This is a genomic window from Streptomyces sp. NPDC032472, assembly GCF_040636955.1.
In the GTDB taxonomy this organism is placed as follows: Bacteria; Actinomycetota; Actinomycetes; order Streptomycetales; family Streptomycetaceae; genus Streptomyces.
The window spans coordinates 1-26507 of record NZ_JBEZVK010000077.1; the positions used below are offsets into that span (position 1 = coordinate 1).

The 26507-nt window shown below is 74.9% G+C and carries 19 protein-coding genes and 1 pseudogene; 8 read left to right on the forward strand and 12 right to left on the reverse strand.

Going from position 1 to position 26507, the window contains the following annotated elements:
- Positions 1 to 394: 394 nt before the first annotated feature.
- Positions 395 to 946 (forward strand): FABP family protein, encoded by a 552-nt coding sequence (locus AB0F11_RS32260; protein ID WP_362181435.1) that lies wholly within the window; start codon positions 395 to 397, stop codon positions 944 to 946.
- 37 nt (positions 947 to 983) lie between these two features.
- Here the strand turns inward: AB0F11_RS32260 and AB0F11_RS32265 are convergent, their stop codons facing one another.
- Entirely contained in the window at positions 984 to 1388 is a 405-nt protein-coding gene (locus AB0F11_RS32265; protein ID WP_362181438.1) for a GntR family transcriptional regulator, read from the reverse strand.
- Positions 1389 to 1441: 53 nt separating this feature from the next.
- Here AB0F11_RS32265 and AB0F11_RS32270 point away from each other — a divergent pair.
- From AB0F11_RS32270 to AB0F11_RS32280, 3 genes and pseudogenes are all read left to right on the forward strand, one after another.
- A pseudogene (locus AB0F11_RS32270) lies at positions 1442 to 2371 on the forward strand (GNAT family N-acetyltransferase); the annotation flags it as partial.
- Positions 2372 to 2545: 174 nt separating this feature from the next.
- Positions 2546 to 2866, forward strand: coding sequence for a DUF402 domain-containing protein (locus AB0F11_RS32275; RefSeq protein ID WP_362181479.1), 321 nt, complete (start codon positions 2546 to 2548; stop codon positions 2864 to 2866).
- A 290-nt stretch (positions 2867 to 3156) separates the two neighbouring features.
- The gene (locus AB0F11_RS32280) at positions 3157 to 4200 is read left to right on the forward strand and encodes a lytic polysaccharide monooxygenase (RefSeq protein ID WP_362181440.1); all 1044 of its coding nucleotides are present in this window, start codon (positions 3157 to 3159) and stop codon (positions 4198 to 4200) included.
- Between the two features lie 45 nt (positions 4201 to 4245).
- On the opposite strand, the gene AB0F11_RS32285 is transcribed toward AB0F11_RS32280, so the two are convergent.
- From AB0F11_RS32285 to AB0F11_RS32300, 4 genes are all read right to left on the reverse strand, one after another.
- Positions 4246 to 5112, reverse strand: coding sequence for an alpha/beta fold hydrolase (locus AB0F11_RS32285; RefSeq protein WP_362181443.1), 867 nt, complete (start codon positions 5110 to 5112; stop codon positions 4246 to 4248).
- Positions 5113 to 5320: 208 nt separating this feature from the next.
- Positions 5321 to 6283, reverse strand: coding sequence for a hypothetical protein (locus AB0F11_RS32290; RefSeq protein ID WP_362181481.1), 963 nt, complete (start codon positions 6281 to 6283; stop codon positions 5321 to 5323).
- A 269-nt stretch (positions 6284 to 6552) separates the two neighbouring features.
- Complete coding sequence (locus AB0F11_RS32295) at positions 6553 to 10044, reverse strand: DNA polymerase III subunit alpha (RefSeq protein WP_362181445.1); 3492 nt, start codon at positions 10042 to 10044, stop codon at positions 6553 to 6555.
- 1053 nt (positions 10045 to 11097) lie between these two features.
- Entirely contained in the window at positions 11098 to 12354 is a 1257-nt protein-coding gene (locus AB0F11_RS32300) for a vanadium-dependent haloperoxidase (RefSeq protein ID WP_362181448.1), read from the reverse strand.
- 240 nt (positions 12355 to 12594) lie between these two features.
- Here AB0F11_RS32300 and AB0F11_RS32305 point away from each other — a divergent pair, with 240 nt between their 5' ends.
- Complete coding sequence (locus AB0F11_RS32305; RefSeq protein ID WP_362181451.1) at positions 12595 to 13458, forward strand: alpha/beta hydrolase; 864 nt, start codon at positions 12595 to 12597, stop codon at positions 13456 to 13458.
- On the opposite strand, the gene AB0F11_RS32310 is transcribed toward AB0F11_RS32305, so the two are convergent.
- The 4 genes from AB0F11_RS32310 to AB0F11_RS32325 all read right to left on the reverse strand — a co-directional run bounded on the left by AB0F11_RS32310 (position 13432) and on the right by AB0F11_RS32325 (position 17721).
- On the reverse strand, positions 13432 to 14274 hold the full coding sequence (locus AB0F11_RS32310) for a hypothetical protein (RefSeq protein WP_362181454.1): 843 nt from the start codon (positions 14272 to 14274) through the stop codon (positions 13432 to 13434). The two genes, AB0F11_RS32305 and AB0F11_RS32310, sit on opposite strands and share 27 nt — an antisense overlap.
- A gap of 99 nt (positions 14275 to 14373) precedes the next feature.
- On the reverse strand, positions 14374 to 15249 hold the full coding sequence (locus AB0F11_RS32315; RefSeq protein WP_362181457.1) for a S1 family peptidase: 876 nt from the start codon (positions 15247 to 15249) through the stop codon (positions 14374 to 14376).
- 147 nt (positions 15250 to 15396) lie between these two features.
- On the reverse strand, positions 15397 to 16218 hold the full coding sequence (locus AB0F11_RS32320) for a DUF1684 domain-containing protein (RefSeq protein WP_362181460.1): 822 nt from the start codon (positions 16216 to 16218) through the stop codon (positions 15397 to 15399).
- Between the two features lie 135 nt (positions 16219 to 16353).
- The gene (locus AB0F11_RS32325; protein ID WP_362181463.1) at positions 16354 to 17721 is read right to left on the reverse strand and encodes a DUF5685 family protein; all 1368 of its coding nucleotides are present in this window, start codon (positions 17719 to 17721) and stop codon (positions 16354 to 16356) included.
- Between the two features lie 282 nt (positions 17722 to 18003).
- Here AB0F11_RS32325 and sepF point away from each other — a divergent pair, with 282 nt between their 5' ends.
- Positions 18004 to 18453, forward strand: coding sequence for a cell division protein SepF (gene sepF, locus AB0F11_RS32330; protein WP_361919664.1), 450 nt, complete (start codon positions 18004 to 18006; stop codon positions 18451 to 18453).
- A gap of 9 nt (positions 18454 to 18462) precedes the next feature.
- Here sepF and AB0F11_RS32335 read toward each other — a convergent pair whose 3' ends face one another.
- On the reverse strand, positions 18463 to 19632 hold the full coding sequence (locus tag AB0F11_RS32335) for an acyl-CoA dehydrogenase family protein (RefSeq protein WP_362181465.1): 1170 nt from the start codon (positions 19630 to 19632) through the stop codon (positions 18463 to 18465).
- 218 nt (positions 19633 to 19850) lie between these two features.
- Entirely contained in the window at positions 19851 to 21533 is a 1683-nt protein-coding gene (locus AB0F11_RS32340; protein WP_362181468.1) for an MFS transporter, read from the reverse strand.
- A 433-nt stretch (positions 21534 to 21966) separates the two neighbouring features.
- On the opposite strand from AB0F11_RS32340, the gene AB0F11_RS32345 reads away from it, so the two are divergent.
- The gene (locus AB0F11_RS32345; protein WP_362181470.1) at positions 21967 to 23106 is read left to right on the forward strand and encodes a mannosyltransferase family protein; all 1140 of its coding nucleotides are present in this window, start codon (positions 21967 to 21969) and stop codon (positions 23104 to 23106) included.
- Positions 23107 to 23442: 336 nt separating this feature from the next.
- On the forward strand, positions 23443 to 24537 hold the full coding sequence (locus tag AB0F11_RS32350) for a phosphatase PAP2 family protein (RefSeq protein ID WP_362181473.1): 1095 nt from the start codon (positions 23443 to 23445) through the stop codon (positions 24535 to 24537).
- A gap of 429 nt (positions 24538 to 24966) precedes the next feature.
- On the opposite strand, the gene AB0F11_RS32355 is transcribed toward AB0F11_RS32350, so the two are convergent.
- Complete coding sequence (locus AB0F11_RS32355) at positions 24967 to 25926, reverse strand: YafY family protein (RefSeq protein ID WP_362181476.1); 960 nt, start codon at positions 25924 to 25926, stop codon at positions 24967 to 24969.
- Between the last annotated feature and the right edge of the window lie 581 nt (positions 25927 to 26507).

Genomic DNA, 26507 nt, shown 5'->3' on the forward strand with positions numbered 1-26507 from the left:
CCCGGGGGTGGTGGGGGGGCCCCCCGGCCGATGTGGGGGGGTGGGTCCGGGCGGAGCCCGGTGCCCGGCGGAGCCGGGTTCCTTGGGGCGCCGCCCCAAACCCCGCGCCTCAAACGCCGGCGAGGCTGAAATGGCCCACCCCCGCTTCGAAACCGAAGGTGGGCGGCGCAGCCGGACGCGGACCGCAGGGTAGGCGGCACGCCGAAGGCGGGGTGGAAGCCGGGCGGCACGCCGCGGCGAAGGCGGGCGGGGAGGCTGGGCGGCACGCCGCGGCGAAGGCCGGCGCGGAGGCTGGGCGGCGCGCCGGAGGCGGGGCGGCTCGGGCGGGGCAGCCGGGGGCCGCGAGAATGGGCGGGGGCCCAGTCCCCGCCCACCGAATCAGGAAGGCCGAACCGTGTCCGACGCGCCGCAGGAGAACCCGTACCCCGACAGCGAGCTCCTCGGCGAGGGCCCCGAGCCGCACCCCCAGCTGAAGCCGGTCCTGCACCTCCTGGGCCGCTGGCACGGCACCGGCCTCGGCGAGTACCCCACGCTCGAGCACGGCTTCCGCTACCGCCAGGAGATCACTTTCAGCCACGACGGCAGGCCGTTCCTGCGCTACGAGTCCCGCGCCTGGCTGGTCGACGACGCCGGGGCGGCCCTGCGCCCGTCAGGCCGGGAGAGCGGGTGGTGGCGGGTCCTGCCCGACGCCTCCCTGGAGGTGGTCCTCGCCCACCCGACGGGCATCGTCGAGACCTACCTCGGCAGCGTGGTGGCCGGCACGCGGATCGAGCTCGCCACGGACACGGTGGCGTGCACCCCCAAGGCCAAGGAGGTCACCGGCATGCGGCGCCGGTACGCCGTGGTGGACGGGGAACTGACGGTCGAGCAGGACATGGCGGCGGTGGGGCAGCCCATGCACCACCACCTCAGCGCACGCCTGCGGCCGGTGCGCCCCCAGCCGTAGCCGTAGCCCTGGCCGCAGCTCAGCGCCAGCCGCGGCCCTACAGGCCGAACCGGGCCCGCAGCGCATCCATTACGGCCGCCGTGGCCTCGTCGAAGGTCAGCCCCAGCCGCTCCGCCCGCTCCGCGAAGGCCTGCGCGGCGGCCGCGGCCTCCCGGGCGGCGGAGTCGGCGGCGGCCGCGATGAACGTGCCGCCCCGGCCCCGCGTCTCGATCACCCCGTCCGCCTCCAGCGCCCGGTACGCCTTCGCCACCGTGTTCGCGGCGAGTCCGAGCTCCTCGGCGAAGCCGCGTACCGTCGGCAGCCTGAAGCCCACCGGCAGCCGGCCCGCCCTCGCCGCCTCGGAGATCTGCGCGCGCAGCTGCTCGTACGGGGCGGCCGCGCCGGCCGAGCCGTCGATCCGGATCTTCAGGTTCGTCGAGGTCACGGGCTGATTCTCCCCCATCCAGGCGGAAATTCGCAGGCACGGCCCCCACCCCGGCGCCTACCGTCGACCCCATGACCGTATCCATCCGTGACCTCCGCCCCGGCGACCCCTCGGACGCGGAGGCCGTCGCCCGGGTGCGCCGGGCGGCGCTGCCCTTCATGATCAGCACCGCCGCCGGGGTGGCCTTCGAACTGGCCGGCGCCCCTGCCGCGAAGAAGTACCGCCTCCTGGTCGCCGAGGACGGCGACGGGGCCGTGATCGGCACCGCCCAGGCCGGCATCGCGTACGACAGCGTCGAGCCCGGACAGGCGTTCGTCAACGCCTACGTCCACCCCGGACACCGTGGCCGCGGCGCGGGCAGTGCGCTGGTGCGCGCGGCCGAGGAGCACCTGCTCGCGGCGGGCGCGGTGGACGTCCACGCCTGGGTGCCGGACGAGGCGGCCTCGCGCGCCTTCGCGGAGCGGCGCGGCTACCGGGCGAGCCGCTCGGCGCACTTCCAGCGGCTGGACCTGGCCGGCGGGACGCTGCCGCCGTACCCGGACCCGCTCCCGGCGGGCGTGGAGCTGCGGCCCGGCTCGGCGTTCGCGCAGGACCCGCGCCCGCTGTTCGAGGCCGACGCGGCGGCCTCCGCGGACGAGCCGGGGGACGTGCCGGTGCAGCTGGACGACTACGAGGACTGGATCCGCACCGTCTGGCAGGACCCGGAGCTCGACCACGAGCTGACCTCGGTCGTCCTGGTCGACGGGGTCGTGGCCGCCTTCGCGGCCGCCCGGACCGACGGCGCGGCCCGCTACGGCTCGGCGATGACGGGCACCCTGCGGGAGTTCCGGGGCCGGGGGCTGGCCAAGCTGGCCAAGACGGACTCCCTGCACCGGGCGCGTGCGGCCGGGTATCGGGAGGCGTTCACCGGGAACGACGCCGGGAACGGGCCGATGCTCGCCATCAACAAGTGGTTCGGGTACGAGGTCTGCGCGACGGAGGTCCGCCACACGAAGCGGCTGGACGCGCCGGCCTCGGCGCCGGAGGTGACGGTGGCCCTGTCCAAGGCCGGCCGCACCAAGATCCGCTACCCGGCGGCGGTGGTCGCCGACACGGGCGACCGGATCACGGTACGCGCGCCGTGGGCGGCCGACGGGGTACGGGACTTCGGGTTCGTGCGCTTCGAGCCGGGCGACGTGTTCACCGAGCACTTCTGGCGGTCGCGGTGGTACGCGGTCAAGGAGGTCCGGACGGGCGAGGGCGTCCTGAAGGGCTGGTACTGCGACGTCACACGCCCCGCGGTGGTACGGGACGGCGAGATCCTCGTCGAGGACCTCGACCTGGACCTGTGGGTCTCGGCGGACGGGTCGCAGGTACTGCGCCTGGACGAGGACGAGTTCGAGGCCAGCGGCCTCGCCGAACGCGACCCCGAGGCCGCCGCCGAGGCGACCCGCGCCCTCGACACCCTGGCCCACCAGGCCCACTCAGCCGCAGGCCTGACGTCCCTCCTCGCCTGACACCACCGGCGGTCATCCCCGCGGGTGCGGGGCAGGCCCTCAGGGCCGGTCCCGGGATCGCCCGCTGGCTCAGGGCTTGGTTTGGTGTCCCGGGGTGGTTACCTGAGGGGCTTCCTATGGCTGGCTTAAGCGGAGCCTAAGGATCTTCGGGAGGGGCCGGAAGCGGGGGGAATGCCGGTGCGGGGCGGCTAGCTTGGCGGGGCCGGGAGCGGCGCCGAGCCCACGGGGGGCGGCGCCGCGCCACCCCGTCCGGCGCATTCGCCAAGCTGCCCTGTCCCGAGGAGCCACCCATGCCCGCACACCGCAGCCGTACCGTGACCCGTATCGCCGCCGCCGGCCTGGCCCCGCTCGCGGTGGCCGCGTACGCCGCAGGACCAGCGGCCGCGCACGGCTCCATGACGGATCCGGTCAGCCGGGTGGCGGCCTGCTACGCGGAGGGGCCCGAGTCCCCCGAGTCGGCGGCGTGCAAGGCCGCGGTCGCGGCCGGCGGCACCCAGCCGTTCTACGACTGGAACGCCGTGAACATCGCCAACGCGGCGGGCAGCCACCGCTCGCTGATCCCGAACGGCCAGCTCTGCTCCGCCGGCAACGACAAGTACCGGGGGCTGGACCTGGCCCGCGCGGACTGGCCGGCCAGCCCGATGACCTCCGGCGCCCACACCTTCCGGTACAAGGGCACGGCCCCGCACAAGGGCACCTTCGAGCTGTACATCACCAAGGACGGCTACGACCCGTCGAAGCCGCTGAAGTGGTCCGACCTGGAGCCGGCTCCGTTCGCGAAGGCCACCGACCCGGGCATGCAGAACGGGGACTACGTGTTCTCGGGGACGGTGCCCGCCAAGTCCGGGCGGCACCTCATCTACAGCATCTGGCAGCGCTCGGACAGCCCGGAGGCGTTCTACACCTGCTCCGACGTGGTGTTCGGGAAGGACGGAACCACGGGCCACTCGGGCGACTCCACGCCCGGCGGCGGCAAGCCGAGTGCCAAGTCCTCGTCCCGGCCCTCCGAGGCGCCCAAGGCTCCGACGGACCAGCAGATCGCCGACGGCGAGGGCAAGTCCACCGTCGAGCACAACGGGCACGGGGACAACGACCCGAAGACCAACGGCTCCACCGCCGAAGCCCCGGTCGTGCGGCCCCTGGCGGCAGCGGGCAGCGGTACCGCGAGCAGCGACGGCAGCAGCGACACCGGCACCGGCCTCGCGCAGACCGGCGGCAGCAGCGCGACCCCGGCGATCGCGATCGCCGGGGCGGGCGTGCTGGCCGTGGGGGCGGCCGTGCTGTTCGCCGTGGCCCGCCGCCGGGCGACGTCGGGCCGGCGCGACGGCTTTTAGCGGAGGCGGCCCCAAGCGCACCGCCAGCGCATCCTCAGCGCATCGTCACTCGAAGACCGAGGCGCAGGTGGTCCGTTCGGCGTGCGCGGGGTCCAGGGCGTTGAGCGCCTCGTGCCAGGCGATCCGGTCGGTGAGCCCGATGGCGACGTGCTCGGAGAGGTCCAGCGGGCAGAGGTCCTGCAGGACGACGTTGCGCACGTTGCTCCCGGTGCCCTGGAGGAACGCGCTGCGGTACGGCGTGACCACCTCGTCGTACTTCGTCGCGATCACCGTGTACTGCACGCCGGGCACGGTGTCGCCGCCCGCGTTCAGCTTCGTGACGAAGGGCGATCCGGCGATCTGGTCGGCCAGCCCCGGCGTCGCGGAGCTGACCAGGTCCGCGGCGCCGGGGAAGTACGGCAGCAGCTGGGTCAGCCCGGACAGGGTGGTCCCGTGGTTGTCGGGGGCCAGTCCGACCAGCGCGTTGACCTTGGCGGCGCCGCCCAGGAACTTGATGTAGTAGTTCGGCATCATGCCGCCCTGGGAGTGGCCGACGATGTCGACCTCGGGGGCCCCGGTGGAGGCCAGCACCCGGTCGACGAAGGCGTCGAGCTGGCCGGCGGACTTGTCGATCGGGCCGAGCCCGTTGAAGAAGGGGACGCCGGGCAGCTGCCCGTAGTCGAGGGAGTAGACGCAGTACCCGCGGTGGACGAGGTACGGGGCGAAGCCGAGCCAGTTGTCGACGGAGTTGCCGAAGGTGCCGTGGACGAGGACGACCGGGCGGGGATGGGCGGCCGACGGCTTGCAGGACCAGTTGTTCCAGCCGCTGCTCGGTGCGGAAGCGGCCTGTGCGGCGCCGGTGGGGGCGGCGAGCGCGGCGGCGGTGAGGACGAGGACGGCCAGCGGGCGGAGCAGGCGTCGCCAGGGCAGCATCGAGTGATCTCCTTGCGGCTCAAGGGGAAAGGACGTGGGGGTTCATCCCGTGATCCGGATCACAAGGGGGTGCTGCATCCGCCAAATTACGGGCGAGTAGCAAAACAGGGAAGTTACGCGTCGGTAAAAAAGTCACGTGTCGACTGCGCCACCGGCAGGCCTCCGCTATGACACCGCCGCGCCCCCGGCGGGCCCCCTGCGGGCCCCGCTACGCCGCGAGCGTGCCGCGGCCGATGGCGTGCGGCCCGAAGCGCGCCCGGACCCGGTCCGTGACGGCCTCCAGACGCCGGGCCTTCTCGTCCTGCGGGTCGAAACTCAGCTGGTGGGCGGCCCGTTCGGCCGGGGTCAGCCCCTCGACGCGCAGCGACAGCGCCCGCACCCGGGCCCGCTGGAGGCCGAGCCCCGCGTAGAGGGAGTAGGCCGCGTCGGTCAGGGCGGCGGAGTGCGCGGTGGGTTCGGCCAGGGTCCTGGTCCGGGTGAGGGTGGTGCGGTCGGCGCAGCGGACGGTCAGGGAGACGGCCCGGCAGACCTGGTTCCGTGTACGGAGCCGCGCGCCCAGCTCCTCGGTCAGCGAGAGCAGGGCACGGCGGTGTCGTACGGGGTCCAGCTCGTCGCGGGCGAAGGGCCGTTCGGCGGCCAGCGAGCGGGCGGCCGCGCCGGGCCGGACCGGGGTCCGGTCGATGCCGAGGGCGCGCTCGTGCACCTCGCGGCCGACCCGGGGGCCGAGGATGCGGCGCAGCACGGCGGGCGGGGCGGCGGCGACCCGGCCGACCGAGTCGAGGCCGTACGAGCACAGGGTGCGGGCCGCCTTGGGGCCGACGCCGTCGAGGGCGGCGACGGGCTTGCGGGCCAGGAACCCGCTTACGGCGGCGCGGTCCTGGCCGACCGTCACGGTCTGCCCGTAGCCGGCCGCGCCGGCCGCCATCCGGGCCAGCATCGGATTGCCGGCGGCGCCGATCGCGCAGTCCACCCCGTACCGGGCCAGGGCCCGGACCCGGATCAGGGCCGCCAGTTCGGGCGCGCTGCGGTCGAAGTAGCGCAGCGCGCCGCGGAGGTCGGCGAGTGCGGTGTCGGGCGGTGCCGGCTGCACGGTGGGCGTGAGCTCGCCGAGCAGTTCCAGCAGGCCGGCGTACGTCTGGGCTCCGAGCGGCTGTCCGTCCAGCCGGCGCATGCGGATGCACAGCACGGTGGCGCCGCCGCCCTCCCCCTGCGGGGAGCGGTTCCCCACCCGGCCCCTTCCCGCAGTACCGATGAGCGGCTCCGCCGCGGGCGGGGCTCCGCCCCGGACCCCGTTCGCCTCAAACGCCGGCGGGGCTGGAACATCCAGCCTGCGCGGCGTTTGAGCGCACCGGGCGCGAAGCGCCCGGAACAGGTCCGGGCGGAGCCCGGTTTCGGGAAGGGGCGGGGTGGGGAATCGGCCCCGCGCGGCGGATTCCGCGTTCATCCCGCGCTCCCCGGACTGGAATGCCACAGCTTGCGGCCGGTGGCCGGGCCGTCGCCCGCCGGCTGGAGGTCGGCCCACGGGTTCATCTCGTACCCGGTGGACAGGTGGATGCGGCGGCCGGAGCCGGAATCGGCAGGGGCCGGCCCGGAATCAGACGGCTCGGCCAGCCGGGCGGCAACCGCGTCCAGGCCGCCCGCGGCCCGCAGCTCCACCAGCTCCGCGAGGTTCCAGGCCGCCGCGCCGACCACGCTCAGGCTCTGCGGCCCGCGCCGCTGTACGACGCCCCGGACCAGCAGCAGGAACGAGTGGAAGACGGTGTGGGCGCACGCCTCGTGGCTGTCGTCGAAGAAGGCCAGGTCGACCAGGCCGGTCCCGTCGTCCAGGGTGGTGAAGATGACCCGCCGCCCGGACCGGACGGGCGGGGTCTGGGTGGCCGCCTTGGCTCCCGCGACCAGGACCGTCCGGCCGTGCTCGACCTCGCGCAGCCGGCCGGCCGGGACCACGCCCAGCTCCGCCAGGAAGGCGTGGTGGTCGCCCATCAGGTGCCGCGAGGCGTCCATGCCGAGGACGCCCAGCTCCGCGCTGAGCCGCTCCGCGTCGTTCAGGTCGGGCAGGCCGATCGAGGCCGTCGACCGCCCGCCCTCCAGCGGGAGTTGTGCACTGCGGAGCCCGCCGCCGCGCAGCCCGCCGCCGCGGGACCCGGCCCCGGCCGCGCGCTGGGCCCCGTGCAGTTCGGACAGGTGCAGCAGCAGGTCGCGCCGGTTGGCGCCGAACGCGTCCAGCGCCCCGACCTGGGCGAGCCGCTGGGCGACGGGGTGGCCGGGGTGCGCCCGCTCCCAGAAGTCGCGCAGCGATCCGTACGGCTGGCCGCCCTCGATCCGCGTCGCCTCCGCCTCGCTGATGCCGTGGACGTCGCCCAGGGCCAGCCTGAGCCCCCACACCTCAGGATCCTCGGACACCAGTTCGACACGATGGGCGGCCGCGGACCGGTTCACGTCCAGCGGCAGCACCGGCACGCCCCGCCGCCGCGCGTCCGCGAGCAGCAGCCGCTTGGGGTACATCCCCGGGTCGTGGGTGAGCAGTCCGGCATAGAAGGCGGCCGGGTGGTGCGCCTTGAGCCACGCCGACTGGTACGTGGGCACGGCGAAGGCCACCGCGTGCGCCTTGCAGAAGCCGTAGCTGCCGAAGGCCTCGACGATCTCCCAGGTCCGGGCGATGACCTCGGCCGGGTAGCCGCGCTCGCCGGCCTTCGCCGCGAACCACACCTTGATGCGGGGCTGCGACTCCGGGTCGGACAGCCCGCGCCGCACCCGGTCCGCCTCGTCCCGCCCGCAGCCGGTCATGACGTGCACGATCTCGATGACCTGCTCGTGGAAGACCACCACCCCGTACGTCTCGGCCAGCGCCCGCTGCAGGTCCGGGTGCGGGAAGCGGACCGGGGCCCGCCCGTGCCGGGCCTCGATGAACGGCCGCACCATGTCGGCGGCCACCGGCCCCGGCCGGAACAGCGAGATGTCGACGACCAGGTCGTGGAAGGTGGAGGGCTGCAGCCGCCCCACCAGGTCGCGCTGGCCCGGGGACTCGATCTGGAAGCAGCCCAGGGTCTCGGCCGAGCGGATGAGCTCGTACGTGGCCCGGTCGCCCGGCGGCACCTGCGCCGGGTCGTCCAGGTCGAGCTCCCGCCCCGTGGTGCGCCGGATCTCCGCGACGGCGTGCGCCATCGCGGACTGCATCCGTACGCCCAGCACGTCGAGTTTGAGCAGGCCGAGCTCCTCCACGTCGTCCTTGTCGAACTGGGACATGGGGAAGCCCTCGCCGCTGGTGGGCACCACGGGGGTGCGGGCGAGCAGGGAGGCGTCGGAGAGCAGCACCCCGCACGGGTGCATGGCGATCCCGCGCGGCAGCGCGTCCAGCGCCTCGACGAGCTCCCACAGCCGGCCGTGCTCCTCGTCCCGTACGCCGCGCAGTTCGGGCAGTTCGGCGAGGGCCGCGCGGGCGTCGCGGGCGCGGATGTGCGGGAAGGCCTTGGCGAGCCGGTCGACGGTGGCCGGGTCCATGGACAGGGCGGCGCCGACGTCGCGGACGGCGTGCCGGACCCGGTAGGTCTCGGGCATGGAGACGGTGGCGACGCGCTCGGTGCCGAAGCGGTCGATGATCCGCCGGTAGACCTCCAGCCGGCGGGCGGACTCCACGTCGATGTCGATGTCGGGCAGGACGTGGCGCCGCTTGGACAGGAAGCGCTCCATCAGCAGGCCCTGCTCGACGGGGTCGGCGTGGGCGATGCCGAGGAGGTGGTTGACGAGGGAGCCGGCGCCGGAGCCGCGGGCGGCCACCCGGATGCCCATCTCGCGTACGTCGTCCACGACCTGGGCCACCGTCAGGAAGTACGAGGCGAAGCCGTGGTAGGCGATGATGTCGAGCTCGTGGTGCATCCGCTCCCAGTACGCGGGGTCGCCGGCGTAGCCGCGCAGCACCATGCCCGCGGCGGCCCGGGAGGCCAGGACCCGCTGGGCGGTGCGGTGGGCCGCGCCGACGAGGTGCGCCTCGGGGAAGTGCACCGAGCCGATGCCGAGGTCGTCCTCGGGGTCGACCGTGCAGGCCTCGGCGGTGCGCCGGGTCTCCTCGAGCAGTCGGCGCGCGTCGCCCGGGCCGAGGCCGGCGGCGCGGGCGATCCGGTCGGCGGCCTCGGCCATGGCGGCCGGGGGCTTGAGCCAGCGCTCGCCGCTGTCGAGGGGGCCGCGCGGGTCGACGGGGACGAGGCGGCGGGCGGCGTCGAGGACGTCGGCGACCGGGCCCTGGCCGGGGTCGGCGTAGCGGACGGCGTTGGTGAGCACGGCCCGGACGCCCTGCTCGGCGGCGAAGCCGACGGTACGGGCGGCCAGCCGCAGCGAGCCGGGGCCGGTGCCGGTGCGGCCGTGGTGGACGGCCTCCAGGCGCAGGGAGTCCCCGTGGATCTCCCGCCAGGGCGCGAGCAGCCGCGCGGCGCGGTCGGGCCGACCGGCGGCCAGGGCCCGGCCCACCTCGGAGTCGGGGCCGAGCAGGACGTACACCCCGGTGCCGTGCAGGGCCTCCCAGGGCAGGACGGGCTGGTCGCCGTGGCCGGCGGCGTGGGCGGCGGTGGTCATCCGGCACAGCTCGGCCCAGCCGGTGGCGCCGTCGCGGGCGAGGAAGACGGCGCGGGGCGCGGACTCGTCCACGAAGGCCCCGCCCTTGACGGGGGTCCGGCGGCGGTAGGACGCCTCGGCGCCGGTCGCCGGGACGGGGACGGGGGCGGCCGACACGGCCAGGTCCACCCCGAACAGCGGCCGGATCCCGGCCTGCGCGCACGCCTTAGCGAACCGCACCGTGCCCGCGAGGGTGCCGCGGTCGGTCAGGGCGAGGGCGTCCATGCCGCGCTCGGCGGCACGCTCCGCCAGCCGTTCCGGGTGGGAGCCTCCGTAGCGCATGGAGAACCCCGAAACGGTGTGCAGATGCGTAAACCCGGGCACCCGCGGCCTCCTGCTTCCCTTGGTGAACACCTCCCCCGTCTCCACCATAAGGCAATTCGAATATCCGTGCGAAACGTTTGTTCGATCGTCCATGATCGCCCCGGACCCGGCGAGAAGGTGCGCCGCAGTCCGTGACCGGCGGCCCGTCTCCGCCGTCCTTGGCCCTCTCCCGCCGGGGCCGGCCGGCCGCGGACATCGGGCTCCTGGCCGACACCCCGACCGCCCACTGATCCCCTGCGGGGCCCCTCCCCCACCCCGCCCCTTCCCGAAACCGGGACTCCGCCCCGGCCCCGGCCCGCCTCAATCGCCGGCGCGGCTCAAAGACCGGGGGCTCCGCCCCCGAACCCCCGCGTCTCAAACGCCGGCGAGGCTGGACGGTGCCGCCAGGGCTGAAGAGTGCCCGCGGGGCGGGACAGCGCCGACGGGCTGGCGGGTGGCGGCGGAGCCCGAGAGCGCCGAGGGCCGGCGGGTGCCGACGGAGCCGGATGGTGGCGGCGGAGCCGGGGAGTGGCGGTGGGGCTGGAGAGTGCCGCGCAGCGGCACAATCCAGCCCGCGCGGCGTTTGAGCGCACCGGGCGCGAGCGCCCGGGTCTTTCGACCCCCGCCGAACCCATCCCGACCCCGCCGGGCCATCCCAGCTCGCCGGCGATTGAGGCGCGGGGTCCGGGGCGGAGCCCCGATCTTTGAGCCCCGCCGGCGTTTGAGGCGCGCGGGTCCGGGGGCGGAGTCACCGATCTTGCAGCCCCGCCGGCGCTTGAGGCGGACCGGGGCCAGGGGCAGAGCCCCCGACCTTGAGCCCCGCCGGCGATTGAGGCGGACCGGGGCCAAGGGCGGAGCCCCCGACCTTGAGCCCCGCCGGCGCTTGAGGCGGGCGGGGGCCGGAGCGGAGTCCCGGTTTCGGGAAGGGGCGGGGTGGGGGAACAGCCCCGGCAGGGCAGCCGGCCCCGCGGCCCGGGCGGACCGGACCGGACCGGTCAACGCCGGCGGTCAGGCCGGGCCGGCGGTCGAGCCGCCGTGGCGGTCGGCCGGGCCGGCCGGCGGGCCGGGTGGTGGTCAGGCCGGGTGGGGGGTGAAGAGGCGGGGGGCGGTGCGCAAGGCGTGGGCGGCGACGGCCTTGCCGAGGACGACGCCGGCCTCGTCGGCGGAACGGCTGTGGATGCCGGAGTAGACGCGCGCGTCGACGTTGTCCCGGGTCAGCTGGTCCCAGCCGGTGTACGTGCGCCGCACACCGGGCGCGGTGGCACTGGTGAGGGAGAACGGCGCGGTGCGCGGCCCGACGAGCGCATCGAGGATCGCCTCGGCGGCCCCGGCGTACGTGGCGTGGCCGCTCGGGTAGTCGGGGTGGGCCGGGGTCTGGTGCAGCGGCGTCCAGCCCGGATCGGTGCCGAGCGTGCCGGTCCGGATCGCGGTGACGGGGCGCCAGCGCGTGTAGGCGTACTTGCTGTCGGAGGTGGCGATCTGCGTGTCGACCAGGGCGGCGTGGAACAGCGCGAGCAGCTCCGCCCGCTCGGCGGTCGAGCGGTGCGACCGGGTCACGGCGACCCGCAGCGGCTCGGTGTACAGGGTCAGCGAGGAGCCGTACCAGAAGGTGGCCGTCTCGGTCTGGCGCGGGGTCCGCACGGTGCTGTCGGCCTTCCCGTACGCGCGCACCTCCGCCAGGTCCGCCCGGTAGCGGGCCGAGTCCAGCGCGGGCGGCGGGCCGAGCCGGTACTGGGACGGGGAGTCCAGCAGGAACGGCTTCGCCACGCGGTTGCCGTACTGGACCGCCGGGGCGTAGCCGTCGGGCGTGGGCTGCCAGACGCCGGGGGCGGCGGCCGGCACGGGGAAGGGGGCGTTCACGGAGGCCGGGTCGAGCCCGTCGCCCTGCCGCTCGGCGAGGGCGATCCGGGCCTGCCGGGCCCCGGCGGCGACACCCCGGTCCTCGGCGGCGCTGTCGGGGATCCGGCCGAGGGTGGCGGCGAGGGCGGCGTCGAGCTCGGGCGCGCGGGACGGCGCGAGGGAGACCAGGGCGTCGTGGACGGCGGAGGCGACGGCGGCGTCCTGGAAGGCGGCCCGGCCCCGGCCGGCGGGCGCCTCCCGGGCGGCGCGGGCGGCGGCGAGCCAGCTGATGGCCCAGGTGCGGCTGTTGGTGACCTGGGTCGGCGCCCCGGCCGCCTCGACGGTGCGGGCGGTGGTGTCGTACCACTCGCGGACGACGGCCGCACCGTCCGCGGCGGGGGCCTCGGCGGCCTGGGCGGTCGAGACGGCGGCCGTGGCGGCCAGCGCCAGGGCGGACCCGAGGGAGAGCAGGGCAGAGCGGGACGGCTTCACGGACACTCCTGGTGGATGGGCGACACGGCGCACCGGCCGGCATGCGCCACGACGCTAGCCAGCCACCACACCGGCACACAACAGCCCTAATGCGCCACAGCAGTTCGGAAACAGGCCTTTCATCCCCCGTCCACACCCGCGTTGCACTCGGCCCCGGACCGGGAATCCGGAAGAGGACCACAACGGCAAGAGGACCACAACGGGGCGGCACCACACGGCAGCGGAGAGGACGGCAGCGGCATGAGGCTCATCACCGTGACGGCACGCGGAGGGCGAAGGCTCCTCGCCCAGGACTGGGGGGCGCCGAACGGCCTGCCAGTCCTGTTGCACCACGGCACCCCGGGCAGCCGTCTGGGCACGGCCCTGCGCGACGTCCCCGAGCGGCATCCGCAGTTCCGGTTCTTCGCCTACGACCGGCCGGGCTACGGCGGCTCCGACCGCGCACCCGGCCGCCGGGTCTGCGACGCCGCGGCCGATGCGGCCGCCGTCGCCGACGCCCTCGGCGTGGGCGCCTTCGCCACCGTCGGCCGCTCCGGCGGCGGCCCCCACGCCCTCGCCTGCGCGGCACTGCTGCCGGACCGGGTCACCGCTGCCGCGTCGCTGGTCGGCCTCGCCCCCGGCGATGCGGCCGGGCTGGACTGGTACGCGGGGATGACCCCGTACAACGTGGAGCACTTCGGCCTCGCAGCCCGGGATCCCGCGGCCTTGGAGCGCCGGCTCGTCCCGCAGGCCGAGGCGGTCCGCCGGGATCCCGGCCGGCTGCTGGCGGACCTGCGCGCGGATCTCGCGGAGGCCGACCTGCCGGTCCTCGCGGACGACCGGGTCCGGCAGGTGGTGCTGGACAACCTTCGCGAGGGGCTGCGCACTTCGGCCGACGGCTGGCTGGACGACTGCCTGGCGCTGTGCCGGCCGTGGGGGTTCCGGCCCGGGGCGATCGCCTGCCCCGTCATGCTGTGGCACGGCGCGGAGGACGCCTTCTCCCCCGTGGGCCACTTCCACTGGCTGGCGGCACGCCTCGCGCACGGCACGGCCGTGCTCCAGCCCGGGGCCGGGCACTTCGCCGCGCAGTACGCGCTGTCAGACGTCCTGCGCTGGCTCCTGTGAGCCGCGCTGCGCCGGGATGTCCCACTCGACGGGTGCGGCCAGCGCCTGGCGGACCCCCTTGAGGCAGTCGATGACCCGCTCGTGGGTGTCTCCCACGCTGTCCTCGACCCGGATGCGGACGTGGAACGCGCGGACCACGTCGGTGAACCGCTTGGAGAAGACCCCGATCTCTATCGTCTCGTACGTTCCCGTCGCCACCAGCGGGAATCCCGGGCCGAAGCTGGCGATCCGCATGTCCACCCCCGCCCGCAGCCCCGCCCGGGTCAGCCGGTCCGCGACGGCGGCGAGGTCCGACCATCCGGCGCCGTCCGGATCGCCGTCCCGGCCGCCATCCGGCCCGTCGTCCGGGCCGCCCGCCGGCACCACCCGGTAGTCGACGCGCTCCAGCACCACGTTGTGCTGCCCGCCGTTGAGTATCCCCACCCGCCAGCTCCGCTCGGAGCCCGCCAGCTCACCGGGCACGAAGGCCGAGCGCCAGCCCAGTACGGGCCGTACCGTACGGGCGTACTGCGCCCGGGCGAGGACGGCACCGGCCGCGACGGCCAGCAGGCTGGCCAGCGGCTCCTGGCTCATCAGCTGGAGCCGCCACGGCCAGTGCGTGCGCCATTCCTCGGGCAGGTTCCCGCGGACGACCTCCCACACCAGGACGGCGACGAGCACGCCCAGCAGCACCAGGGGCGCCGTGAACAGCCAGGGGTTGCGCCGCACGCGCCGCTGCGCGTCGTCCACGGGGCGGTCCGGACCGCCCGGACCGTCCGGGCCGTCCGCGCCGTCCGGGCCGTCCGCGCCGTCCGCGCCGGGGGTGCCACTGCTCATGCCCCGCCTCGCTTTCCGTCAAAGCCGAGCTCCCGCCCGGGAGTTCGGACGGGGGCTCGTCATTGTGCCGGGTGGCGGCGGGCCGGGGGGAGCGGTCGGTCAGTAGACGCTGACGCCGTAGGCGCTCAGGGCCTCGGTGACCGGCTGGAAGAAGGTCGTGCCGCCGGAGGTGCAGTTGCCGCTGCCGCCGGAGGTCAGGCCGATGGCCTTGGTGCCGGAGTAGAGCGGACCGCCGCTGTCGCCGGGCTCGGCGCAGACGTTGGTGCGGATCATGCCGTAGACGATGTCGCCGTTGCCGTAGTTGACGGTGGCGTTGAGGCCGGTCACCGAGCCGCTGTGGGTGCCGGTGGTGGAGCCGCGCCGGGTGACGGACATGCCGACGGTCGCGTTGGCGGCGCTGGTGATGTCCTGGCTGCCGACGGTTCCGGGGTGGGCGAGGGAGGTGTTGTCGTAGCGGACCAGCCCGTAGTCGTTGTTCGGGAAGCTGGAGCCCACGGTCGCGCCGATCGTGGTGGTGTGCGTGGAGTTCGTCCACCAGGTTCCTGCGCCGTCGGTGCAGTGGCCGGCGGTCAGCACGTAGTACGTGGTGCCGCTGCGCACGTTGAAGCCGAGCGAGCAGCGCCAGCCCGAGGTGTAGATCGCGTCGCCGCCGGAGATGAGTTTGCTCAGCTTGCCGGGGATCCGCTCGATGCGCAGGGCGGCCGCGTCGGCGCCGGCCTCCTTGCGGATCTTCGCGAGGTCCGCGGCGGTGACGGTGGAGTCCGCGGCGACGACCAGGGTGCCGCTGGCGGGGTCGGTGTACCAGGCCGTGCCGGCGACGTCGGCACGTTCGACGGAGGCGCCCGCCGCTGCGAGGGTGGCGGCGCTGAAGCCGCTGTCCGCGCTGGCGGCGGTGGGCGCGGCGAGCCCGGCGACGGCTGCCAGGCCGGCGGCCACCGCGAGCAGCCGGGTACGGGTGATGCTCTTGATCCTCACTTCTCGTCCTCCCGGGAGGGATCGGGGGCCCGGCGGACGTGGGGGGCGCCGGAGCCCGTGAGGCGCAGCCGGGGGTACGGCGGGCGCACTAGATTTCGTCGTGCCCCTGACAAACCCCCGAATGGCGCTGACGGGAGTGTCCCGGCGTCAGATACGGGGGGCAAGGGCATCTTTCAGCCTCCGCTCGCCCGCCGCCACCTCGAAGGGCAGGGTGTTTCCCGGCGGCGGGAACGGGCAGATGAAGTGGTCGGCGAACGCACAGGGCGGCAGCAGCGCCCGGTTGAGGTCCACCGTGATCGAGCCGTCCTCGGGGGACGGCACACCCGGCCGCAGGAAGCGGAACCGGTAGCTGGAATCCCCGCCGGTGGCATCGCCGATGACGGCCCACAGGCTGCCGTCGCGCGCGTCGACGGCGACCTGGAGGGTGTGCTCGCGGCCGCGGTGGACGAAGCTCAGCTCACCGCCCAGGTGCAGTCCGCGGGTGCGGCCGTCGGCGTTCTCCACCCGGGCCGTGCGCTGCTCGCCGTACGGACGGAAGCGGCCCGGCAGTACGAAGTCCGGGTCGTAGGGGGTGGCCTCGATGCCGGCGAAGGCCTGCCGGGCCGCGGAGGCGGGGTCGTAGACCCGTACCGCCCACTCGCCCTCCCGGCGGATCACGGCGATCCGCACGTCGGCGGGGGCGGTGACCCGGGAGTGCGCGGGCGCGCCGCCGTCCTCGGCCAGGACCGCCTCGCCCGCGAAGGGCTCGCCGTCCAGGCCGAGGCCGTCCTCCGCCGAGGCGGTGAGCGCCACCCCGTCACCCGTGGGGCGCCAGTGGCCGGGAACGGCCGGAATTCGACCTTCCGGGTGGTCTGCGAGCCAGAAGGTGCCGGTGAGGGCGAGGGGGCCGTAAGGGGCGGACACGGACGCCACCCGGCGTTCGTGCCATTTCTGCCAGGCGGCCTTGGGATCGTCTGCGACATCGTTCATCCCGCTCAACCCTTCCACACCGGCCCGGACGGGAACCGTGGTGTACGCCGTCCGGACCTGTGGATGCCTGACGAGGGCTCAGGGGGCAGTCCGCGTCGACCGCGCCGCCGCGGGGGTCAGCTGCAGCCGCGGGCGTCAGCTGCAGCCGCAGTCGCAGCCGCCGCAGTCACAGCAGTCGCAGCCGTCGCAGCAGTTCCCGCAGCACTCGCAGCTCTCGCAGCACTCGCACGCGTCGCACCAGGCGTCCCGCTTCTTGCGCGACCACGGCCCCTCGTGCTCCGAGCAGCAGAGCTGGCAGGTGCAGAACAGCCCAATGGCCACCGCGCAGCCGGCCAGCAGCCCGCGGCGGGGCTTCTGCGGCGGCATGCCGCCACCGCCGCCGGTCGGGGGCGGCATGCCCGGGCCGCCGGGGCCGCCCGCGCCGCCGTCGTAGGGGTTGCCGCCGTACGGGTTGCCGCCGTAGGGGCCGCCCTGCTGGCCGCCTCCGTACGGGCCGCCCTGCTGGCCGCCCGCATACGGGCCGCCCGCGTAGGGGGAGCCGCCGTACGGGACCCCCGGGCCGGGGCCGTAGCCGGGGCCCTGCGGCGGTGCGCCGTAGCCGCCGCCCTGGGCGGTGGCGTTCGTGCCGGTGTGGGCGTGGCCGCAGGAGGAGGTGCCGAAGGCCCGGTCCACCGAGGTCCGCAGCTCGTGCACCAGCAGCCGGTGGGCGAGCCCGGCGTCGGCGAACTCGACCTCGCGCAGCGCGAGCCGGATGCCGTGCAGGGCGTCGTCGCACAGCCGCCGGGCCTCGGCGAGGGAGGTCCCGGTGGCGGCGAGGGGGTTCCAGGCGCCCGCCGCGGCGTCCGCGTCCCGGTCCTCCACGGCGTCCAGCAGGTGCGCGAGCCGCCCGAAGTACCGGCCGGCCTCCGCGAGCGGCGCGGCGTTGCCCGGCTTGCCGGCCAGCTGCGCGGTGTGGGCGAAGGCGGCGGCCGTCGCGGTCTCCGTCGGCTCGGTCACCACGAGTACGGGGGTGCCCAGGCCGGCCAGCGTCTCGATGCCCGCCTGGCGGTCCACGGCATCGACGAGGACGGCCGTGTCGAAGCCGAGCGAGGCACCGGTGCGGGCGCCCGCCCGGTCCCAGCCGCGGGCCACCTTGCGGGCGGCGGCGGCGATGGGGGCGCGGGCCAACAGGCCGTCCCCGTCGGCAACGTGGTCGCGCACCTTCGCCGAGGCGAGCACGAGGGACACGGCGGCCGCGAGGCGCGCGCCCTCGCCGTTGGCGACGGGAGCCGTCCGCATGCCGCGCAGCGGGCAGGGGCCGGCGGTGCGGCGGGAACCGGCGGCGGGGCCCGACTGAGCCTCCGTCAGAACGGAAACCAACAGACCGTCATAGTTCGTGACGATCCGGGCGAACTGGCCGTGATCCCCCCGAAGTGCCAGGCAGAGGCCGCAGAGATGGGCCATCCACTCCGTCTTGAAACGCTCTCCCAAACGGTGCGTACAAGGTCTGACTATGCCGAACAATCCGGGTCCCCCGAGTGTCAATCGCTTACGAGACGGGCATCGTATCGAGCCGGATCGGTCACCCGTACGCCCCTGCCCACCACCCGGACGGCAGCAGTCATCATATTTTCACTCAGTCAGCAGCGGGGCCGATCAGCATCCTTGACCGTGCAACGGATGTTCTGCACCAGTACCGTCACGAAACCCGTGCGCGGCGGCTATCCACTTGGCGCGTTGTCAGCATCATGGACGACCATAGGGACGCGGAGAGAAGACAACCGACCGCGGTGAAAGGAGGCGTCCATGGGTTCGGTACGCAAGGCGAGCGCTTGGCTGGGTCTCGTGGAGGACAGTGACGACGAGCGTTACTACGACGACGACTACGCGGAGGCCGCCCACGGTTCCGTCGCCGGCCCGGGCGACCAGTGGGTCACCGACCCGCGGGTCAGGGTCGCCTCGGAGTCGGCCGTCGAGCAGGGTCGCCGGATCGCCACCGTCACGCCGGACGGCTTCCGCGACGCGCGGGGCATCGGCGAGCTGTTCCGCGAGGGCGTCCCGGTGATCGTGAACCTGTCGCTGATGGACCCGGCCGACGCCAAGCGCGTCGTCGACTTCGCGGCCGGCCTGACCTTCGGCCTGCGCGGCTCGATCGAGCGGGTGGCGACCAGGGTCTTCCTGCTGACCCCGGCCGACACCCAGATCGTGAGCGGCGAGCCCGGCGGCCGCTCGCGCGACTTCTTCAACCAGAGCTGAGCCAGGCCCTCACCGGAAGGCGTCGAGCCCGGTGAGCGCCTTGCCCAGCACCAACTGGTGCATTTCCACGGTGCCCTCGTAGGTGAGCACCGACTCCAGGTTGGTGGCGTGCCGCATGACGGGGTATTCGAGGGAGATCCCGTTGGCACCCAGGACGGTCCGCGCGGTGCGGCAGATGTCGATGGCCTCGCGGACGTTGTTGAGCTTGCCGAAACTGATCTGCTCCGGGCGCAGGGTGCCCGCGTCCATACGGCGGCCCAAGTGGTGGGCGAGCAGGATGCCCTTGTGGAGTTCCAGCGCCATGTCGGCCAGCTTGGCCTGGGTGAGCTGGAAGCCGCCGATGGGCCTGCCGAACTGCTCGCGGGTACGCGCGTAGTCGAGCGCGGCCTCGAAACTGGCGCGTGCCGCGCCCATGGCGCCCCAGACGATCCCGTACCGGGCGTGGCTGAGACAGCCCAGCGGTCCCTTGAGCCCCGTGACCCCCGGCAGCACCGCGTCGGCCGGCAGCCGGACGTCGTCCATGACCAGCTCGCTGGTGACCGAGGCGCGCAGCGACCACTTGTGCTTGATCTCGGGCGCGCTGAAGCCGGCGGAGTCGGTGGGGACGGCGAAACCGCGGATGCCGTCCTCGGTCTGCGCCCACACCACCGCGACCGAGGCCACCGAGCCGTTGGTGATCCACATCTTGCGGCCGTTCAGGACCCAGTCGGAGCCGTCGCGCTTGGCGTGGGTGCGCATGGCGGCGGGGTCGGAGCCGACGTCGGGCTCGGTCAGGCCGAAGCAGCCGATCAGCTCGCCGGCGGCCATGCCGGGGAGCCAGCGCTGCTTCTGCTCCTCGGAGCCGTACTTCCAGATCGCGTACATGGCGAGCGAGCCCTGGACGGAGACGAGGGAGCGGATCCCGGAGTCGGCCGCCTCCAGCTCCAGGCAGGCCAGGCCGTACTGCACGGCGCTGGCGCCGGCGCAGCCGTAGCCCGTGAGCGACATGCCGAGGGCGCCGATCCGGCCGAGCTCACGGGCGAGCTCGCGGATCTGCGGGAGCTCTCCCTGCTCGTACCACTCGGCGATGTGGGGCAGGACGCGGTCGGCGGCCCAGGCGCGGACCGTGTCGCGGACGGCGAGGTCCTCGGGGGTGAGGAGCTCGTCGAGCCCGAGCGGGTCGGTGGGTACGAAGGACACGGAGCCTCCCGGCTGAGACAAACCTAGCGCCGCAAGTTTGTCCCCGGAACGGCCCCGGGTCCACCCCTGCCTTGCGGGCCCGCCGTACCCCCGGAGCGGCACAGGGGCTCGGTGCCCGCAGCCCGCAGCCCGCACGCCCCGGACCCCGCGCCTCAAACGCCGGCGAGGCTGAATTTGCCCGACCCCCGCTTCGACGCTGCGAGGCACACCCGGCCCCGTTACGGGGTTCGGGCCGGGGTGTCCTGCGGGGGCTTCGTCGGGGACGGGATGCGGGGCTTCGGCTGGGCCGGGGCGGGCAGGTCCGCGTCCGCGGCTGCGCAGTCCATGTGGCGCGGGAGTTTCAGGGCCATCAGGGAGCCCGCCAGCAGCAGGCCGGCGCTGACCACCAGCGTGACGTGCAGGCCTTGCACGAAGGAGTGGCGCGCCGCGCTGTACAGCGCGTCCCCGGCCGCCCCGCCGAGGTGCCCGGCGATCTGGTACGCCTCGCCGAGCGAGTTCGCGGCCCCCCGCGCATCCGCGGCCGAAACCCCCGGCACGTTCAGCAGCCCCGGCGCGTACGCCGCGTTCATGACGCTGCCGAGCAGGGCGATGCCCATGCCCGCGCCGAGCTGGTAGGCGGTCTCGCCTATGGAGGCCGCCCCGCCCGCGGCGGCCGCCGGCGCCTCGCTCAGCATCGACTCGTACGCGGCGAAGAGGGTGGTCTGGAGCCCGAAGCCCAGCAGGACGAACCCGACGGTGAGCAGGACGGGCCGGTCGTGCTGCCCCATGAGCGTGAGCAGCAGCACCGCGCAGGCGGTCAGCAGGAAGCCGAGCGACACCATGGTGCGCGGCCCGATCCGGGCCAGCGTGTAGGAGCCGGTGGCGCCGGCGGCCATGGCCGCGAAGGTCAGCGGCAGCAGCCGCAGCCCGGTCTCCAGCGGGCTGAGGTCCAGCACGAGCTGGAGGTACTGGACGGCGAGCAGCTCCAGCCCGACCAGCGCCAGCATGGCGAGCACGATGCACCCGACGGAGGTCGAGAAGGCGGCGCGCGAGAACATCCGCATGTCGATCAGCGGGTGCGCCCGCCGCCTCTGCCGCCGGCTGAACAGGACGAGCAGCACCACCCCGAGCAGCAGCGGCACCAGCGCCTCGGCGTCGAGCAGCCGCCGCTCCGCGCCGAGCCGCTTGACCCCGAGGACCACGCCGAGCACGCCGCCCGCGGCCATGAGCGCGCCGAGCACGTCCCACGGCCCGTCGGCGGCCCCCCTGGACTCGGGCAGCAGCCAGCGCCCGACGGGCAGGATCAGCGCCATCAGCGGGATGTTGATGAGGAAGACCGAGCCCCACCAGAAGTGCTGGATCAGGAAGCCGCCGAGGACGGGGCCGCTGGCCGCGCCGATGGCGGCGACGGCGGTCCAGATGCCGATCGCGAGGGCCCGCTCGCGCCGGTCGGGGAAGACCTGCCGCAGGATCGACAGCGTGGCCGGCATGACCATCGCGCCGCCGACGCCGAGCAGGGCGCGGGCGAGGATGAGGACCTGGGCACTGTCGGCGAGGGCCGCGATGGCGGAGGCGGTGCCGAAGAGGCCGTAGCCGAGCAGGAGTATCCGGCGCCGGCCGATCCGGTCGCCGAGGGTGCCGAAGAGGATCAGCAGCGCGGCGCAGACCAGCGGGTAGGCGTCGACGATCCACAGCAGCTCGACCGAGCCGGGGCGCAGGTCCGTGGTGATGGCGGGAACGGCGACGTGCAGGATCGTCGCGTCGAGCGCGACGAGGACCAGGCTGACGCAGAGGACCGCGAGGACGAGCCAGCGGTTCGTCCCGCCGGAGGCCGCGCGCAGCGTCTGCCGCAGGGGGGTCCCGGGCGTCCTGTCGCTGTCGGCGGTCCTGCGCCTGCGGTCGGACGCGTTGGTCCCCGACATGCATGTACCTCCCAGATGAATCGCTCGCACTCGGCGGACCAGCGTCTTGGCGTCGGCCGCGGCGGTGGTGTGCGGTGCGGCGTCCTGCGGGGTCCGGCATCGACCTGCGAGTGAAGGGTCAGCGTACGCGAGTTCACCGGTGCGACACGTGGTCAAGCTCTCATCGCGGCGGCGGCCTCGGTGTGGCGTGTGCCACTCGCCTCACACCGTCCTCGCCCTGCTCTCCCCTCACTCCCCCGCCACCGCCGCGTCTCCGCGGGGTCTGCGCCGCGCCGTCGGCCCGTCGCCGCCGCGCCGCCGGCCCGTCGCCCGCCGTGTGCCCGGTCCGGCCGGCATCGGCCCGCCGCCTCCCCCGCGCCGCTCCGACTCCGTACACGTGCGATCACGTTTCGTGGTTCTGTCCGGTGGGCTGTCGCAGGCTCCACCGATAATCATGCCTGTGAAAGATCTTGCATTCCGCCGGGCCGCGCCCGCACTGGCCGCCTTCGCGGCGGTGCGGCTGCTCGGCGTGGGCGCGCTCGCGCTGTGGTGCGCGGCGGCCGGGACCAGCCCGCACACGCTGCTGTCCGCGCGGTGGGACTCGCTCTGGTACGCGCGGATCGCCGCGGAGGGGTACGGCTACGAGGTGGCCCTCCCGAGCGGGGCCGTCCACTCGAACCTGGCCTTCTTCCCGCTGCTGCCCTGGCTGGAGCGGCTGGTCGCGGCGCCGACGGGGCTGTCGTACGGCTCGGCCGGCCTGGTCGTCTCGGCGGTGGCGGGGCTCGCCGCGGCCTGGGGGATCTTCGCAGTGGCCGCGCTGGCGTGCGCCGAGCGGATCCCGCGGGCCGATCCGCGCCGGGCGGGGGTCTTCGCCGTCGCGGTGTGGGCCGCACTGCCCGTCAGCATCGTGCAGTCCATGGCGTACAGCGAATCGCTGTTCACGGCGCTGGCGGCCTGGTCCCTGTACGCGGCCCTGCGCGGCCGGTGGCCGGCGGCGGGCCTGCTCGCGGCGGCGGCCGGGCTGACCCGCCCGGTCGGCGCCGCGGTGGCGGCGGCGGTGTGGGTGGCGGCCGCCCTGGCGTGGCGGCGCGGCGAGCGGTCCTGGCGGATGGCGGTGGGCGTCGCCCTGGCCCCGGCGGGCGCGGCGGCGTACGCGCTGTGGGTGGGGGCGCGCACCGGCCGCGGGCCGACCGGCTACCTGGACGTGCAGGCCGGCTGGGGCAACGGCTTCGACGGCGGCTGGGCCTTCGCCCGGTTCATCGGGGCGAAGCTGGCCTCGGGCTCGGTCGCCGCGGGGCTCGGGCTGATCGCGGGCGTGGCGCTGGTGCTGTGGCTGTACGCGCTGTGCGTACGGCAGCGGCAGCCGGCCCCGCTGCTGGTGTACTGCGGGATCGTCGTGGCGCTGGCGCTGTGTGCGTCGGGGTACTTCGGGTCCAAGCCGCGGCTCCTGCTGCCGGCCTTCCCGCTGCTGCTGCCGGCGGCGGTGGCGCTGGCCCGGGCGCGTACGGGGCGGGCGGCGGCGGTGCTGGGCGCGGTGGCGCTGGCCTCGGCGGTGTACGGGGCCTTCTGGCTGAACGGGTCGGGGCCGCCGTAGCCGCGAGCCGCCCGCCCGGGCCGCACGCCCGGACCGTCGGGCCGCACGCCCGGCGCACGCCGGGCCGCACGCCCGGACCGTCGGCCCGGGCCCCCGCCGGGCGCGCGAGTCACGGAATGGATCATTCCGAGCCATCTTTCAGCAAAGTAATTGAGCCGCCGCGATAAAGCCCGGGTAAGTGTGCGAAACAATGGCGGGGGCAATGGACCGGCCACTCCAACTAATGCCTTAATCCCAGGAATTAAGTGCCGCGTGAGACCAACTCCACATCACATGGTCATCACAAACCCGGTGATTCGACGGGGCCGCCCAGCAGCTCGCGGTAACGTCGATTGAGTGCGTACCGACCAAATCCTGACCCGGCTGGAGCGGGTGTTCGCCCGACTCGACCGGGAACCCGAGCGACCGGCTCATCTGCAAACACCGCAGATGAGCCGGCACCGCGTCGTGCTCCTCGGAGCGACCCTCGCCTTCTACCTCGCGATCGTGGTGGCCGTCCTGACCACGTCCTGGCTCGTCCGCCTGGACTGGCAGGTCTTCTTCTTCCGGCCGTACGAGCAGTGGCCGCAGGTGCACGCCTTCCTCGACTACCTCGTCGTCCTGGGGCAGCGCGGCCCCACCGCGGTCATGGTCGCCGCATGGCTCGGCTGGCGCTCCTGGCGGCAGCACACGCTCCGCCCGCTGATCGCCCTCGGCGTGGCGCTGCTCCTGCTCAACATCACCGTGGGCTCCGTCAAGCTCGGCCTCGGCCGCCTCGGCCCGCACTACGCCACCACGATCGGCTCGGCCGAACTCTTCGCCGGCGGCGATATATTTCCTTCCGGCCACACCGCCAACGCCGTCGTGACCTGGGGAATCCTGGCCTACCTGGCCTCCACCACCGTCACGCGGCGGGTGCTGTCCATGGTCTCCGCCGTCGTCTCGCTGAGCGTCGGCGCCACCACCGTCTACCTCGGCACCCACTGGGTCAGCGACGTCCTTCTCGGCTGGTCCGCGGGCCTGCTGATCATGCTGGCGCTGCCCTGGTTCGAGCCGCTGATGGCCGCCGTCGAGGCCTGGGTCTTCGAGCGGCGCGAGCGGATGCGCCGCCGCGTCGAGGCCGGCACCGTGCCCGCGCCGGTCGCCTCGGCGCTGGTCCCGCTGCTCTCCGCGGGCGGGAAGTGGCAGCTCGGGAGCACCGCGGCCGGCTCCGCCGGTGCCGGGGACGCTGCCGTCGCGGCCTCCGTGCCCGCCCCGGCAGCCGCGCAGGCGGCCACCGCCGCGGCCGCACCGCACGCCCCGGTCCCCCGGCCCGCGGGGCACCTGTCCGGCCGGCCGCACCTGATCCGGTCCGAGCGGACGCCGGTCACCCCGGCCGGCAGCCGCCGCCCCGCCCACGCCGAACGGGCCGGCGCCGCACGCGCCACCGCCCGCCCGGCCGCGGGCGGCTGAGCCGGGCCGCACGGCACACCGCGGGGCGGTACGCACCACCTCACCCCGCACTGAGAGAGGCGGGCCGGATCACCCATCCGGCCCGCCTCTGTTGTCCGCTCTGTTGTCCACAGTGCCCGAACGTCAGCGGCGCGCCCGGAGGTTCGTCCGTACCGGGTCACGCTTGTGTCACGGAATGTCGACAGTTCTCCGACCGGGCCCAGTTACGGCGGCGCAGCCCCGCGGCATTCTTTTTCCGGGCCCCGGAGCGCCCTGTGCGGAGCATCTTTCGCATTCCGTTCGAGAGCCCCGGAATTCCCCGGCGGATTGCCGCGGAGCCCTTGGCGCGTACGGCTTGCCGGGGTCGGCCCGGCGCGCCCGGCCGCGCTCCGCTTCGCCGAACCCCCGCGGTTTCCCCGCCCCTTCTCCACGGCCCGGGCGGCCCCCGCATCAGTCCACGGCCCGCCCGAGAAGGTCCCGCGCGGCCCGGATCCGCTCGGTCAGCTCCGGCGGCTCGACCACCTCGAACTCGCAACCGAGCAGCATCACGTGGATCACGAGCACGTCGAGGCTCACCGCCCCCGTGCGCAGCAGGCAGCTCTCCTCGTCCAGCGGCTCCAGCGCCCCGTCACTCGGTCCGATGACCCGGGCCGCGGCCTGCGCCGGCATCTTCAGCCGGAGCACTGCCCGGGCGGCGTACGCGGCCTGCGAGACGCCGCGGGAGACGTACGCGGCGAGGTCCTCGGCCGGCGCCTGGCGGGGGACGAAGCGCGGCCCGTGCGGCGGCCTCGGCTCGATCCGGTCGGCGCGGAAGGTCCGCCAGTCCGCCCGGTCCACGTCCCAGGCGACCAGGTACCAGCGCCGCTCGGTGCACACCAGCCGGTGCGGCTCGACCACCCGGCGCGACGCGCCGCCCTCGTGGTCCCGGTAGCCGAAGCGCAGGCGCTCGCTGTCGCGGCAGGCGGCGGCGAGCTCGGCCAGCACCGAGGGGTCGACGGCGCTCTGCTCCGGCGCGCGCAGCATCGGCACGGTGAACTCGTCGATCGCCGACACCCGCCGCCGCAGCCGCCCCGGCAGGACCTGCTCCAGCTTGGCCAGCGCCCGTACGGAGGCCTCGCCGATCCCCTCTACACCGTTCCCGGCAGCCGTGCGCAGCCCGACGGCGACGGCCACCGCCTCGTCGTCGTCCAGCAGCAGCGGCGGCAGCTCGGCCCCGGCGCCGAGCTGGTAGCCGCCGCCGGTGCCGGGGGTGGCGTTCACGGGATAGCCGAGCTCGCGCAGCCGGTCCACGTCGCGCCGCACCGTCCGCGGGGTCACGCCGAGGCGCTCCGCGAGGTCGGCGCCGGTCCATTCGCGGTGGGCCTGCAACAGGGACAGCAGGCGCAGCAGTCGTGCGGAGGTCTCCAGCATGCCGAGCAGTCTGCCAGCGCCCGCCGGGGCCCCTGGCGGCCGCCCGCCCCCCGCCCGGCCCGCGCGCACCCGCCCGCCACACGGACGAGTGAGCCCACTCCCCGACCCGCGGGGCACGAGCCGCGGGCGCGGCCCAGGACCCCGCACATCCGGCCACGCCGCCCCACGAGGCACGCCAACCCCAACCGCCTACGGCGGAGCCGGTCTGCCTTTTGGGGCTCCGCCCCCAAACCCCGCGCCTCAAACGCCGGCGAGGCTGAAGTTGTCGGCCTCTCGTCACAGGTGGCGGCGTGGCCGGGGCCGGCCATCGCGTGTTCGCCCCCGCTGCCGAAGCGGCGGTCCGGCACATCCAGCCCCGACAGCGGGAGGCAGGCTGGATTGGCCGGCCCCGGCTTCGAAGATCGGCGCGCGTCACCACCTGCCAGCCGGCGGGTGGGCGGCGCACCCGCCCCGTTTCGCAGCCGGGGGCCGGCAACTTCAGCCTCGCCGGCGCTTGAGGCGCGGGTCCGGGCAGAGCCCGGTGCCCGGCGAAGCCGGGTTCCTTGGGGCGCCGCCCCAACCCCGCGCCTCAAACGCCGGCG